We start from the raw sequence: 13,032 nt of genomic DNA, 5'->3' as shown, positions 1-13,032 counted from the left end.
TTGACGTGATAACCCGCCGCCCGGAGCAGTGAGCATGGATTCTTCTGACCTGGGCGCCGTCGGTCCTTACGAGCTGCTGTTGCAGCTGGCCAGGGGCGGCTCGGCCGAGGTCTTCATCGCGCGTCGCGCCTGCGCTGCAGGCGGAGGGGACGCGGGCGGCGCGGGTCCGGAGCGCGGGTCGCTCGTGGCGGTGAAGCGGATCCGGGCCGATCTGCGCTACGAGTCGAGCTATGCGTGCATGCTCTTCGACGAGGCGGCCATCGCGTCGCGCGTCGCGAGCCCCCATTTCGTTCCCGTCCTCGATTACGGCCTCGACGAGGGCGCGCCGTACATCGTCATGGAGCTCGTCGTGGGGGTCACGCTCAAGCACCTCACCCGTGCTCCCGGGGCGCTCGGGGTCGGCGACGCGATCGAGCTCATCGCGCAGGCCGCCGAGGGGCTGCACGCGGCGCACGAGGCGCGCGACAGCTCGGGGGAGCTGCTCCAGGTGATCCACCGGGACATCTCGCCGTCCAACATCCTTGTCGGCGTCGACGGCCGGGCGTCGATCTGCGATCTCGGGCTCGCGTATGCCCTGCGCCGCACGACGCGGACGAAGACCGGGATGGTGAAGGGGAAGCTGAGCTATTTCTCGCCGGAGCAGGCGAACGCGAGGCCGCTGGATCGGCGCTCGGACGTGTTCTCGCTCGGGGTCGTGGCGTGGGAGGTGCTGGCGGGCAGGCGGCTGTTCGCCGGCGGCAACATGGTCTCGACCCTCCACGCCGTCCTGGAGCGCGAGGTGCCGCCGCTCTCGAGCGAGCGCGAGGGCGTGGGCCAGGCCGTCACGGCGGCCGTCGCGCGGGCGATCGAGCGCGATCGCGACGCGCGCTGGCTCACGGCGGCCGATTTCGCGCGGGCGCTCCGGGCCGCGGCCGGGGAGGAGGGGCACTCGGCGTCGCGCGACGCCATTGGCGCGCGGGTCGCCGAGGTGCTCCCGCCGCCGCTGAGGCCGCTCGCGCCGTACTACGTTTCGGGCGGGCCGTGCGTCACGGAGGAGATCGTCGCTGCCTTGCAGTCGATGCGCGCGGCGGGCCCGGTGGGCGAGGCGGAATCGGGCGGGCTCCTGGAACAGCGGCAGCCCTCGCGCGGCTGAGCGCGCCGCTGCGGTTCCGGCGTCCGCGGGGGAGCCCGGAGCCTGGGTATTCGTTCAACACCACGACCGGGAGGATTACACCCTCCCTGCAACATGAACGTGGACGTGGACGTGGACGTCCACGTTTACGTTTACGTTCTCGACCGTGGTGCGGCGTCCGCTCTTGTTGACGCGGCGCTTCGGAGGAGCTCCACCGACCTTGTCCTCCCTCGGGTTGGCGGACGCGCGCGGGCCGATCGATAGGCGTTGACATCCTGCATGTGAGCGTTCACATTGCGAGGGTATCCTTTCGCTTTGCTCTGCGTGGGTCGCCATGCGCATCGCGCGCTTCGTGGTCGGGTATCGGGTCGATCCTGGTGCCGGTTACGCTCGTTCGGTCGTCGCGCAGACGATTGTCGAACGATGGTGATCGGCGTTTCGCCAGGAGTGAGCCACCAGAGAACGCGACAGACATCGATTGTTCCACGATCGTCGTGAAAAATCATCGGTATTGCTCACGTAGCGTGCCCACAGCGGGCGAAGAGAGAGAACCCATGGTTAGGCCCTCAGATCATGAGCAGGCGCGTCCTCTCCTAGGCGCTCGGTCAGCCGTCTCGATCGCGTTGATCGTGGCCAGCGGCTGCACGGGAGACCTGGGCGGGTTTCGCTCCGACGATTCCGATTCCACTACGACGGACCCGCCGCCCACCTCGACGGGCACGGGCCCGACGGACCCGGCCGCTTGCGAGGACGGCGCGGTGTACCCCGGTCGAGCGCCGCTGCGGCGGCTGACGCGCTTCGAATACAACAAGACCGTCCGCGACCTCCTGGGCGACACGACGGATCCAGCCATTTCGCTTCCGAGCGAGGATGTCGGGAACGGCTTCGGCAATGACGCGGACACGCTGTCGGTCTCGAGCCTGCTCGCCAGCCAGCTGGGCACCGTCGCGGAGGGCGTCGCCAAGCGCGCGACCGCCACCCCGGAGGCGCTCGCGAAGCTCGACCCTTGCGCGAGCAGCGTGACGGCGGAGAGCGAGGTCGCGTGCGCACGCACGATCATCGAGCGAATCGCGCCGCTCGCTTACCGAAGGCCGCTCGCCGACGGCGAGGCGGACGAGCTCCTCGCGCTGTACAGCGCCGGCCGGACGGACGCCACGTTCGACGTCGGCATCGCGACGGTGATCGAGGGGCTGCTCCAGTCGCCGGATTTCCTCTACCGCATCGAGTTTGGCACACCCGACCCGGAGCGCCCCGAGCTCCGCCGGCCCACGGGCGACGAGATGGCGACGCGCCTATCGTACCTGCTCTGGGGCACGATGCCCGACGAGGAGCTGCGCACGGCGGCGCGGGCAGGTGAGCTCTCGACCAAGGAAGGCGTGCGCGCTCATGCCGAGCGCATGCTCGAGGATCCTCGGTCCCGGAGCATCGTCCGGTACTTCTTCGACAACCTGCTCCCCATCAGCAGCCTCGCGGATCTCGAGCGAAAAGCAGAGTCGTTCCCGACCTTCTCGCGGAAGATCGGCTCGCTCATGCACGAAGAGACGCAGCGATTGCTCGAGCACGAGATCTTCGTGGAGAACGGCACCTGGGCGTCCATCTTGACGGCCCCGTACTCGTTCATGAACGGGCCTCTCGCGGAGTTCTACGGCGTCCCCGGCGTGACGGGCGACGAGTTCCAGCGGGTGCAGCTCGACACGACCCAGCGCCTCGGGCTCCTCACCCAGGCCGGTATGATGGCCGGGACGACGCACTCGAACAACACGAACCCCGTGGTCCGCGGCGCGTTCGTGCTCGACAAGCTGATGTGCCAGAAGATCCCGCTCCCCACCGGCGACATCCTGGAGCGGGTGAAGCCGCCGGATCCGTACACCGGCGCGACGGCGCGGGAGCGCTTCAGCCAGCACAGCAAGGATCCGGTCTGCGCGGGGTGCCACCAGTTCATGGATCCGGTCGGGTTCGCGCTCGAGAACTACGACGCGGTCGGGCTGTTCCGCACGACGGAGAACGACGTCCCGATCGACGCGAGCGGCGGGGTCCCGGGCACGGACATCAAGGTGAGCGGGCCGATCGAGCTGGTGCAGGGGCTCGCCCAGACCGAGGCGGTGCAGAACTGCTTCGCGACGCGCTGGGCCGAGTACGGCTATGGTCTCACGCTTCGCGCCGGGGACGCTTGCACCAAGAAGGCTGTCACGGACGCCTTCAAGGCGTCCGGATACAATGTAAAGCAGCTCCTGATCGAGCTCACGCAGACGGATGCCTTCCACTACATGGCTGCCCAGGAGGAGTGATGGTTATGTCGAACTTTCGTTTGAGCCGACGTGCCGTGCTGCGCGGCGCTGGCGCCATCGCCATCGCGCTCCCCTGGCTGGAGATCATGGGCCCCGAGCGCACGGCGAGCGCGCAACCCGCCCCCGCCAAGCGTTTCCTCTCCGTCTACACGCCGGGCGGGACCGTGATCAACCGCTGGCGGCCGACCGGCACCGAGACGAACTTCACCCTGGGGCCCATCCTGTCGCCGCTCGCGCCGGTGCAGGACCGGCTGCTCGTCCTCGACGGCCTCGACATGAAGAGCGCTGTCGGTGAGCAGCACCAGGCCGGGATCATCGCCTGGCTCTCGGGCACGACCCAAGCCCCGAACGGCGGCTACGGGGGCGGACCGTCCGTCGATCAGGTGATCGCCTCCCGCATCTCCGCCGGTCAGAAGGCGAAGGCGAGCATCGAGATCGCGGTGCGCTGGGCGACGGGCAAGTCCCACGGCCTGCTGTCACCGATGAACGCCGCGAACTTCGAGAGCGCCGCGCCGTTCAGGCCGATCTCGCCGCGCCTCGATCCGACGGAGATCTTCACCGACCTCTTCGGCACGCTGGACCCCAGCGCCGGCAACGACGCCGCCCGCCGGCTCGCGCGAAGGAAATCGATCCTCGATTTCCTCGACGGGCGCTACTCCGCCCTGTCCAATCGGCTCGGCGCCGCCGACAAGCAGAAGATCGACCAGCACCTGACGAAGATCCGCGAGATCGAGAAGAGCCTCGACAGCGCGCCGCCGGTCGAGACGAGCGCGTGCAAGGCGCCGACGAAGGTCGACACGTCCGACTACAACCCGCGCACGGGGCTCAGCGCGGACAACGACGGCAAGGTCAAGGACACCTCGACCGACGCGGCGATCCCCAAGGTCGGCAAGCTGATGATGGACATGCTGGTGATGTCGCTCGCCTGTGACATCACCGCGGTCGGCACGCTGCAGTGGAGCGACACGGAGGCGAAGCACACCTTCCCCTGGCTGAACCTGACCGAGCACCACCATTTCTACCAGCACGACGGCGGCTTCAGGCCAAACGAGTGCGAGCTCATCTGCAACTGGTATTCGAAGCAGCACCTCTATCTGCTGCAGGAGATGGCGAAGGTCGACATGGGTGGACACTCGCTGCTCGACGAGAGCGTCGTCTTCTTCGGGTCCGAGCTCTCGGATCCGCCGAGCCACAACAAGTCGAACATGCCGTTCCTGCTGGCCGGCGGCGGCGGCGGCCTGCGCACTGGACGCTGGGTCCGGTACCCCAACCTCCCGCACAACAACCTGCTCGTCTCGATCTTGAACCTCTTCGGCGACAACCGAACGACGTTCGGCGACCCGAAATTCTGCACCGGGCCGCTCACGAACCTGACATAGCCGTCACAAGGGCGGAAAGCCGGCCCGCGCGAACGCAACGACGCCGGCCGGCGCTCCTCCAGAACACCGATCCCGTCGATCGAGCGAGAAGTGAACCGCCAAGGCGCCATAAGACGCCAAGATTTGTGATTTACTTGGCGCCTTGGCGCCTTGGCGCCTTGGCGGTTCGAAATCTGCTCTCTTCTGGCGGTTTCAACCCGTTGGTCGCAGCGCGTCCGGAGCCGAGGCGAAGAGCTTGTCGAGGACCGCTCCCAGGCGCTGCGGCGCCATGGGAATGTTGTCGTTCTGGGTCAGATCGTTGGTCCCCGCCATGAGCAGCACCATGTGCGGGGCCTGCGCGAGCGCGGGCGTCGGCACCAGCCCCCCGATCTGATCGATCCTCCAGCCGCTGTGCCCTTCATGGGCCCGCGGAAACGCAGCGCCGTCGACCATCGCCGGCCCGTTCATCAAGGACCCGACGAAGGTGATCTTCTTGCCCGCGGCCCGCGCCTTCCGCCGGATCGCGCGCTCCAGTCGCCGCGCAGGGGAGGAGCCTCGGTCTCTTTGCCAATGCAGCCAGGGCGCGCTTCACCGGGCGCCGCGCGGGCGCTCCGAGGGCCGGAGCGCGTACGCGATGCCGCTCTGCAAGGTGCCCATCGTGACGATGCCGGTGAGGTCCGCGCCGAGCTCGATCAGGGCGCGCGCCACCTCGGGGCGGATGCCCGTGAGCACCACGCGCGCGCCGAGCATCTGGGCGGCGCGCGCGGTCCGCGTCAGCGCATCGGCGACGAGCGTATCGACGGCGCGAACGCCGGTGATGTCCAGGATCGCGGTGTGGGCGCGCTGGCTGCCGATCCCGGTGAGCAGCGTCTCCATGATCTGCCCCGCGCGCGCGCCGTCCACCGTCCCGACGAGCGGCATGGCCAGGACGCCGTCGGCGAGCGGGATGAGCGGCGTCGACAGCTCCCGGAGCGCGTCCTGCTGCGCGGCGATGATTTGCTCCTGCAGCGCGGTCCGCTCCGCCTGCGCGCGCCTCAGGTCGGTGTCCTCTCTCACGACGCCGCCGACGCCGACCAGCTCGCCGCGCTCGTTGCGAACCGGGAACTTGACCGTGAAGAAATAGAAATTCTGGCTGCCGTAGTCCAGGACCTCCTCGTATCGCATGGCCTGGCCGCTCGCGAACACCTCCCGTTCCTTCTCCACGATCCGGTCGGCGACGCCGGGCGGCGTGGCGCCGAACTCATGCTCGTCCTTGCCGAGGAACTCGACGGCATGCCGCCCGATGGCCCGCGCATAATGGCGGTTGACGAACACGTAGCGTCCGTCCGCGTCCTTGATGAACATGACGTTCGGCGAGCTGTCCACGAGCTGCAGGAGCATCTGATAGCGTTCGTGCAGCAGGCGCTCCCTCTGCCGCGGATCGTCGCCTTCATCCACGATGGCCGCGATCTCTCGGACGTCGCCTCTCTCGTCGCGCAGCACGGCGTAGGTCCACCGGCAGGTGATCTCGTTTCCCTCTCTCGTCCTGCCCGCGCTCGTGGTCGTCGCGAAGAGGCTCTCGCCAGGATCGTGGTTGAACGCCTCCACCTCCTCTGGCGACACCGGATCCGCGGCCACGAGCTCGGAGAGCCGGCGGCCCACGGCCTCGCCCTCGCTCCAGCCGAAGAGGTACCCCGCGGCGTCGTTCCAGCGCGTCACGGTGCCATCCTGGCGCCAGTGGATCAGCGCCGGCACTTGCGTGGCGCCCAGAGCGAACGGAGCGTCGAGGTACGCCGCCGCCGCGCCGACCAGCCCTCTCTCGCGCCCGAGCTCCCCGCGCCGACTGGCCAGCTCATTCTCCAGCTCCTCGACGCGCGCGCGCAGCGCCGCGCACTCTGCCTTGTAGTCAACCTCGCCGTCGGCGCGCGCGGGCACCCCGCCCGGCGCGGGGCCCCCGTCGAGCTGGCAGGGCCCGCCCGCCGCGCTCCCTGCCTCCGAGCCGTGGTCCCCTCCCGACACCCCATCCGCGTCCGTGCGTCCGAACGGTCCGGATGTCCGCTCCCCCCTGTCGCGACCCATGCTCGCTCCTCCGCGCGCCGATCCACGAGCGCGCCGCTCGAGTCTAACGGTTCCGCAAGTCGATCTCGCCGGAAAGTCGACGAGGCCCGCCGCGAGGCGCGCCTGCCCTCACCCGCGGCGGCGATGGCCCAGCGACGAGCGCCTGCACCCCCGCGCCGGGCCTATCGTCGAGCCGCCGGATCGCGTCAAGACGCGTGCAGCCGATCGGGCTTGAGCTCAAGTGTGTGAGCGAACACATTCTTCCTGGGCCACCGCTTCGGTCTGGCCCGGGACTGGGATCGTCATGAGCACCGGGGGCGCGATGCCGCTCAGGCGAGCATGCCGTCGATGGGCCCGGAGCCCTTGCCCTCGCCGAAGTTCTCCGTCCACTCCGTCTTGTCCCGAACGGCGGCGGCGATGAGGCCGTTGAAGAGCCGGTTGTTCGTGACGCCTCCGGCGTCGATGTAAGCACCCTGCTTCAGGTAGCCGCCGCCGTCCCCGGCGATGATCGTCGGAACGTTCTGGAAGCTGTGCGACGGGCCGTCCGCCACGTGGTTCGTCCACAGGATGATGGACTTGTCGAACAGGCCGCGCGCCTTGAACTGATCGAGGCCGTGGAGCAGCGTCTGCATGCGGACCACGTCGATCTCGGCGTGCGCTTGCTCGGCCGTCGGGTTGCTGCCCGAAGAGGCGTCCGACTGCACACGATGGCTGATGTGGTGGAAGGGCCACCCGAGCTTCTCGTTCGACGGCACCGCATACTTCGTCTGATCCGTGCCGTCGCCGTGCTGCAGCGTCGCCACGCGGTTGAAGTTGCAGGCGAACGCCAGCGCCACGAGCTCGAGGTGGAGCTTCGCGACGTCTTCTATCATGCCGTTCGTCTTGAACGCGAAGCCGCTCTTGAGCGCGTCGAGCTCCGACGTCGAGAGGCCCGCCTGGCTGCAGGCCCCGGCCATCTCGCCCATCGTGACCTCGGCGTCGCGGATGGCGTCGAAATGCTGCTGGAGGCGGTGCTTGTCGGCGGAGCTCAGCGCCGACATGCGCATCAGGCTGTTCAGCTCCTCGCGCACGAAGTCGTTCGCGCTCTTGCGGCTGCGGATGAGCTCCTCGGCGGCCTGCGCGCCGCTGCCGCCGCTGCTGCTGCCACCGCCGCTGCTCGCCAGGCCGACGAGCTTGGAGTAGAGCGTGTACGGGTTGTCGTCCGCGGAGCGCACCTGTCCGGAGCCGCCGCCCTTGAACGAGATGCGCTCGGCGATGTACCCGTTCTTGAGGTTGCCGGCGTAGAGCGTGAGCGGCTCGGCTCCGCCCTCGTTCACCAGCTTGGCGACGACCACGTCAGCGGACACGCCGGTCGAGGCGACGGTCCTGCCGCCGCCCTGCGCCGGGCGCGCGGTGAGCGACTGACTCAGACCTTGCGCGTGGCCGCAGTTGGTGGGCCCATTCATCGGGAAGTTGATGCCGCGGATGAACAGCAGGTTCGAGGCGTGAGGCGCGAGCACGTGCGTCGCCTTGTCCGTCATGGCGGCGAGCCCGTCGGTCGTGAGCTGGCCAGTCTGGTCCGGGAAGAACTTCTTACCCACCACGCCGCACGCCGCCACGATGTAGAGGCTGAACACGGGCGGGTTGTCCGCGGCCCAGGCGGAGCGCAACGGCAGACCCTCGAGGAACGGAAGGGCGATGGCGACGCCGCCCGCACGCAGGAACGCGCGCCGGTTCATGCCGCGCCGGTGCGCTGCGCTCGGAGGAGCGAGGTTCATTGCGATCTTGGGGTTCACAGCGTACCTCCCATGCGAGTCCGGAATGCGTCCTTCTTCACGAGCTCGAGCATAATCGCTTTCACCGAGCCGCTGGCGCCGCGGCTCACCTCGGCGAGCGTCTCGACGAGCGGCAAGTCCGACGGGACGACGTCGCGCTGGAGCGCGAAGCTCGCGAGCTTCTTCGCGTAGCAGAGGTGAGCCTGCTCGCCCTCCGCCATGTAATGCATCAGCTCGCCGGCGTCCGCGAACGACTTGTCCCCTTCGGAGAACGCGTAGACACCGCTGCTGTCGATCGGCAAGCCTCCGTTCTCCTCGTCCCGATACTGCCCCATGCCGTCGAAGTGCTCGAAGGCGAAGCCGACGGGGTTGATGAGCTGGTTGTGGCACGCGCCGCCGCAGGCGGAGGTGAGCCGCGTGATGCGTTGACGGTTCGTCTGCCCGGGCTCGAGCGGCGGGACCGGCGGAATGTTGGGGGCCGGCGCGCCGAGCGGCGTGCACAGCACGTCGAGGTTGATGCTGACGCCGCGGTGGATCGAGTCCGACTCCTCGTTCAGAGCGTTCAGCGTCAGGTAAGGGAGCTGCGAGAAGAAGCCGACGCGATCGGGACCGAGGTCTCGCTCCACGACGCGGCTCCCGCTCGGCGCTAGGCCGTAGAGGCTCGCCATCCCCGGCCCCGCGAAGCCCTTGGTGGACGTAAGGATCTCCTTGACGCCGAGACCCTCGGTGAAGATCTTGTCGAAGAACAGGTACGCGCTCTCCTCGTACTCCGCGTTCAACGATTCGTTGTAGGTCGGCACGCCGAGCTTGCTGATCGTGGCGTAGCGATCGAAGTGGAGCAGCTCGCGATGGAAGTACCGCATGCCCAGGGCCGCGGTGGGCTCCTCCAGCATGGTCTCGGCGACCGCGGCGATCGCCTCCGGCGTCGTGAGCGTGGGCGCCTTGTCGAGCAGCTCGTCGCTCGGCGCGGCGTCGCGCAGCCAGAGCGAGAGCTTCGCCGCGATCTCGTAACCATCGAGCGGCTTGCGATCCTCGCCGAGCTCCGTGCGGTAGAGGAAGTGCGGCGACTGGAGCATCGTCCGGATCACGAGCTGCGCGCCCTTGGCGAACGCGCTCTTCGCGCCGGACATCGCCGTTCCGGTCTCGAAGAGCGCCGTGTACCCGGCGATCTCATCGTCCGTCAGCGGACGGCGATACGCGCGGCGCCCCACGGTCTCGATGAAGCCGGCCTCGTCCGTGCCCGGGTAAACGTCGGCGAGCGCCTCCGCCGAAGCCGTCACCTGCTCGGCGAGCGCCTCCGCCGCCGATTGGTAGTCGCTCCACGAGCGCTGGTTCACGCTCAGCAGGTGCTCGTTGTTCGTGAAGTCCGTCGTGCCGGAGACGGGCTTCTCGAACCCGTCGGACAGCGACGGCGCCGCGTCGAGGTTCAGGACCACCTGAACGCTGCGCGCCCACTGCGAGTTCGTGAGCCGCACGAACCGGTGGTACTGCGGCCCACCCGGCATGTCGATGCCGCGCGCCACCCCGCCGGTGACTGGGCCGTTCACGTCCGGCGCCGGATCGCCGCTCTCCTCCGGATCGCCCAAGGCGCCCGTGCATCCCGCGAGCAGGAGCGCGGTGACGCAGAGCCCCGCGCCCAGCGCCCGCCTGCCGCGTGGCAAGCCGGTCATTAAAAAAGACGGTCGGGTCATGATTGCCTCCTGACCAAGCTCGGGTGACGAATCAACTATTCAGCCCAGTTGCAATGCAGCCATCATCCAGTAACTGTCTTGTTCATCTGAAAATCGAGGATCCATGCATCGAAGAGACCACGCTCGGTCCACGGCCTGCGCGGCTCATTTGAGCGACTGGAAGAAGCGCCAGGCTCGCCCGCCCGCGCCGGACGGTACGTTGTGACCGCCGGGGTGCGTGCAGTACACGACCGGCTGGCCCTCCTTGCAGCCCTGGTACTCGACGCACGAGTCGCCGAAGCTCGACCGCATCGTGGTCGCCTGGCAGCCGTTCCGGCCGCGCCAGAAGTCTCGGGTCGCCTGTCCCAGCTGGGGGGTCACGGTCCCGTCGCTGTCGCCTTGCGTTTGAATCAGCGCGTGCGCGGCGCTGGCGTCGCTGCACGTGGGCTGGGATCCGTTGGGGCCCCACCCGGCGACCGGGGCGAGGCCGCGGAACACGGAGGCGCGCTGGCAGCCGAGCGTGTTCGTCATGAAACCACCTTGGCTGAACCCGACCGCGAAGACGCGCTTCGTGTCCACACAGTAGTTCGTCTTGGCGTGCTCCAGCATGGCATCGAAGAACGCCAGGTCGGCCGTCATGCGCGCCTGATTGGCGTTGGGCGGCGGACCGCCCCAGTTGGAGTCAGCGGTGCCCCACTGCGATTCGGTGCTCGGAGGCGTGGATTGCCCGTTCGCCGGCAAGCCCTGCGGGTAGATGAGCAGCGCCTGGTTGTTGGTCTCCTGGATGAGCTGGAATCCGCTGTTGTCGTGAGCGGCCCACACGTTGTTCATGTTCAGGCCGTGGATACCGAAGACCAGCGGCAGCGGCTTGCTCGGGTCGTAGTTCTCCGGCACGTGAATCAGGTAGTAGCGCGTCACCCCACCGACCGTCAGCGTCTGCTGCGTGCGAGGGTTGGGGCGCGTCACGGCCTTGCCGCAGCCCACCGAGCCGCCGTCGCCAGGGTTCATCGTTCCGCCGTCGCCGGCGCCCGTCGAGCCGCCGTCGCCGGCGCCCGTCGAGCCGCCGTCGCCAGCGCCCGTCGAGCCGCCGTCGCCGGCGCCCGTCGAGCCGCCGTCGCCGGTGCCCGTCGAGCCGCCGCCCGTGCCGGCAGAGCTGCTCGTGCTCGCGACCGTGCTCGCGGCCGTGTCCGCGCCGCTGCTGGACGTTCCGCCCGACGTCGCTCCCGAGGTGGTGCCGCCGCTCGTGGATGCGCCAGAGGAGCCGGCTGCGCCGGGGTCGACGGGATCCGCCTCCGAGCCGCATGCGGCCAGCGCCGCCGCCACGCCTACGGAGAAGAGAACGTTCAGACCAAACACAGATCTACTCATAAGGACACCACCTCGATAACTTCTGCTCGCCGGGGGCTCGGGCGATCGGGGGTCGTTCGCCACGCCCCCCTTCGGCCGGTTGATGCAGGCGTCATGCACCGGGCGCCGCCGGGCCAATCATGATTCTCAATAGGTCGAGAACAGGCTCCAGAGGAACTTGGGCGCGAACGCGGGCCAGCCATGATTGGTGTTGCTGTAGTTCGGGTCTCCGTGCTGGCACCAATAGACCGGATAGTCCTCGTCGCAGCCCTGAGCCAGGACGCAGTTCGAGAGATCGTCCGTGTACCCCTCGACCGGCGTCGTGCTCGCCTCGCAGTGGTTCAGCGCGGTATAGAAGTCGCGCGTCTTCGGGCCGTTGTCCGTCCCGACCACGGAGTCGCGCTTTCCATGGATGACGACCGCCGTGACCTGCCCGGTACACTTCCGGGTGCTGGCGTTGAGCGGGTACTGCTGTACGTTCTTGGTGGCGCACGGGCCGATCGCGCGCAGCTTGTCCGCGTGCTCGCAGCCGAGGATGCTCGAGAAGTCGCCGCCCGAGCTCTCGCCCGCCGCGAACACGCGAGCCTTGTCGATGCAGAAGTTGCCCGTGATCTGATCGTAGAACGGCTGAAAGAAGGAGACGTCGTTCGCCCCCCAGCCCGAGCTGGAGTTGGCCGGGTGAGGGTAGACGCGGATCCAGGCTTCCTTGGGGCCGGTCGTCTCGAAGCCCGCGTTCTGCTCTGCCCAGCTGATCGGGTTGCCCGTCGGGTTGAACATGATCATCACCGGATACGGCTTGCTGGCGTCGTAGTTGGTCGGCAGCTTCACGTAGTACTGGTGACCCGATACGGTGAGCGGGCTCTGCGCGCTGCCCGTCTGCGGATTGGCCTTGCCGCAACCCGTGCTCGGCTCCGGGGGGACCTTGCCTCCCATCGATCCGCCCGCTCCGCCCGCCCCCGGCGAACCGCCGCTTCCGCTCGTGCCCCCCTCACCGCCCGCTCCGCCCGCGGACGCGCTGCTGTCGCCGGTCGTGGCGCCGCCGCTGGTCGTGGCGCTGCTGCTGGTCGTGGTGCTGGCGCTGCTGCCTGAGACGGCGGCCCCGCCCGTCCCGGCGTGAGGGTCGTCGCCCGACGAGCTCGCGCCGTCATCGACGCCGCCCCCGCAAGCCGAGAGAGCGCAAGAGCCGGCCAGCGCCGCGAACAATGTGGCTCGAACGAGTGTAGATTGGTTCGTCATTCGAATACCCAGGCGCGATTTTTCCCTCACCGGCGGCGTTCCACGAGGCGCGCCCGCAGCGTGAGGTCGTTTCCAGTTGATTGAAGGACCCGAGTCCGACGGCTGAGCTGGGATTCAGCGACCTTGCGCGACTTTGATGTAAACAAGCCGTCTCGCTGGATTTTCGCTCGCCGCGCTCGCGACAAGGTGTTCATTGTGATCGTTCACAAGATCGATGTCAACTCTTGTCGA

At 68.5% G+C, this 13,032-nt stretch carries 10 protein-coding genes; 4 read left to right on the top strand and 6 right to left on the bottom strand.

Annotation, left to right across the window (positions count from 1 at the left end; all coding sequences use genetic code 11):
• Positions 1 to 34 precede the first annotated feature (34 nt).
• From WMF34_RS23840 to WMF34_RS23830, 3 genes are all read left to right on the top strand, one after another.
• Positions 35 to 1,132 carry a serine/threonine-protein kinase gene (locus WMF34_RS23840; RefSeq protein ID WP_437989213.1) on the top strand — a complete coding sequence of 366 codons (1,098 nt, stop codon included), beginning with the start codon at positions 35 to 37 and terminating at the stop codon, positions 1,130 to 1,132.
• A 737-nt stretch (positions 1,133 to 1,869) separates the two neighbouring features.
• Positions 1,870 to 3,399 carry a DUF1592 domain-containing protein gene (locus WMF34_RS23835; protein ID WP_231864218.1) on the top strand — a complete coding sequence of 510 codons (1,530 nt, stop codon included), beginning with the start codon at positions 1,870 to 1,872 and terminating at the stop codon, positions 3,397 to 3,399.
• Positions 3,399 to 4,778 (top strand): DUF1552 domain-containing protein, encoded by a 1,380-nt coding sequence (locus WMF34_RS23830; RefSeq protein ID WP_012237243.1) that lies wholly within the window; start codon positions 3,399 to 3,401, stop codon positions 4,776 to 4,778. Before WMF34_RS23835 ends, WMF34_RS23830 begins: the two co-directional genes overlap by 1 nt.
• Before the next feature lie 192 nt (positions 4,779 to 4,970).
• On the opposite strand, the gene WMF34_RS23825 is transcribed toward WMF34_RS23830, so the two are convergent.
• The 6 genes from WMF34_RS23825 to WMF34_RS23800 all read right to left on the bottom strand — a co-directional run bounded on the left by WMF34_RS23825 (position 4,971) and on the right by WMF34_RS23800 (position 12,498).
• Positions 4,971 to 5,225, bottom strand: a complete 255-nt coding sequence (locus WMF34_RS23825) for a hypothetical protein (protein WP_437989212.1) — start codon at positions 5,223 to 5,225, stop codon at positions 4,971 to 4,973.
• Positions 5,226 to 5,345: 120 nt separating this feature from the next.
• Positions 5,346 to 6,815, bottom strand: a complete 1,470-nt coding sequence (locus WMF34_RS23820) for a PAS domain-containing protein (protein WP_437989211.1) — start codon at positions 6,813 to 6,815, stop codon at positions 5,346 to 5,348.
• Between the two features lie 308 nt (positions 6,816 to 7,123).
• Positions 7,124 to 8,569: a DUF1552 domain-containing protein gene (locus WMF34_RS23815; protein ID WP_012237240.1), complete on the bottom strand. Its 1,446-nt coding sequence runs from the start codon at positions 8,567 to 8,569 to the stop codon at positions 7,124 to 7,126.
• Positions 8,566 to 10,218 (bottom strand): DUF1592 domain-containing protein, encoded by a 1,653-nt coding sequence (locus WMF34_RS23810; protein ID WP_437994662.1) that lies wholly within the window; start codon positions 10,216 to 10,218, stop codon positions 8,566 to 8,568. Before WMF34_RS23810 ends, WMF34_RS23815 begins: the two co-directional genes overlap by 4 nt.
• Positions 10,219 to 10,383: 165 nt before the next feature.
• Positions 10,384 to 11,586, bottom strand: a complete 1,203-nt coding sequence (locus WMF34_RS23805; RefSeq protein WP_012237238.1) for an alpha/beta hydrolase family esterase — start codon at positions 11,584 to 11,586, stop codon at positions 10,384 to 10,386.
• Positions 11,587 to 11,712: 126 nt separating this feature from the next.
• On the bottom strand, positions 11,713 to 12,498 hold the full coding sequence (locus tag WMF34_RS23800; protein ID WP_437989210.1) for an alpha/beta hydrolase family esterase: 786 nt from the start codon (positions 12,496 to 12,498) through the stop codon (positions 11,713 to 11,715).
• A 46-nt stretch (positions 12,499 to 12,544) separates the two neighbouring features.
• Here WMF34_RS23800 and WMF34_RS23795 point away from each other — a divergent pair, with 46 nt between their 5' ends.
• Positions 12,545 to 12,682, top strand: a complete 138-nt coding sequence (locus tag WMF34_RS23795; protein WP_162143947.1) for a hypothetical protein — start codon at positions 12,545 to 12,547, stop codon at positions 12,680 to 12,682.
• The last annotated feature ends 350 nt before the right edge of the window (positions 12,683 to 13,032 follow it).

This window comes from Sorangium sp. So ce145, assembly GCF_051525985.1.
GTDB lineage: Bacteria > Myxococcota_A > Polyangia > Polyangiales > Polyangiaceae > Sorangium > Sorangium cellulosum_B.
This window is presented reverse-complemented; position numbering and strand designations above follow the sequence as displayed.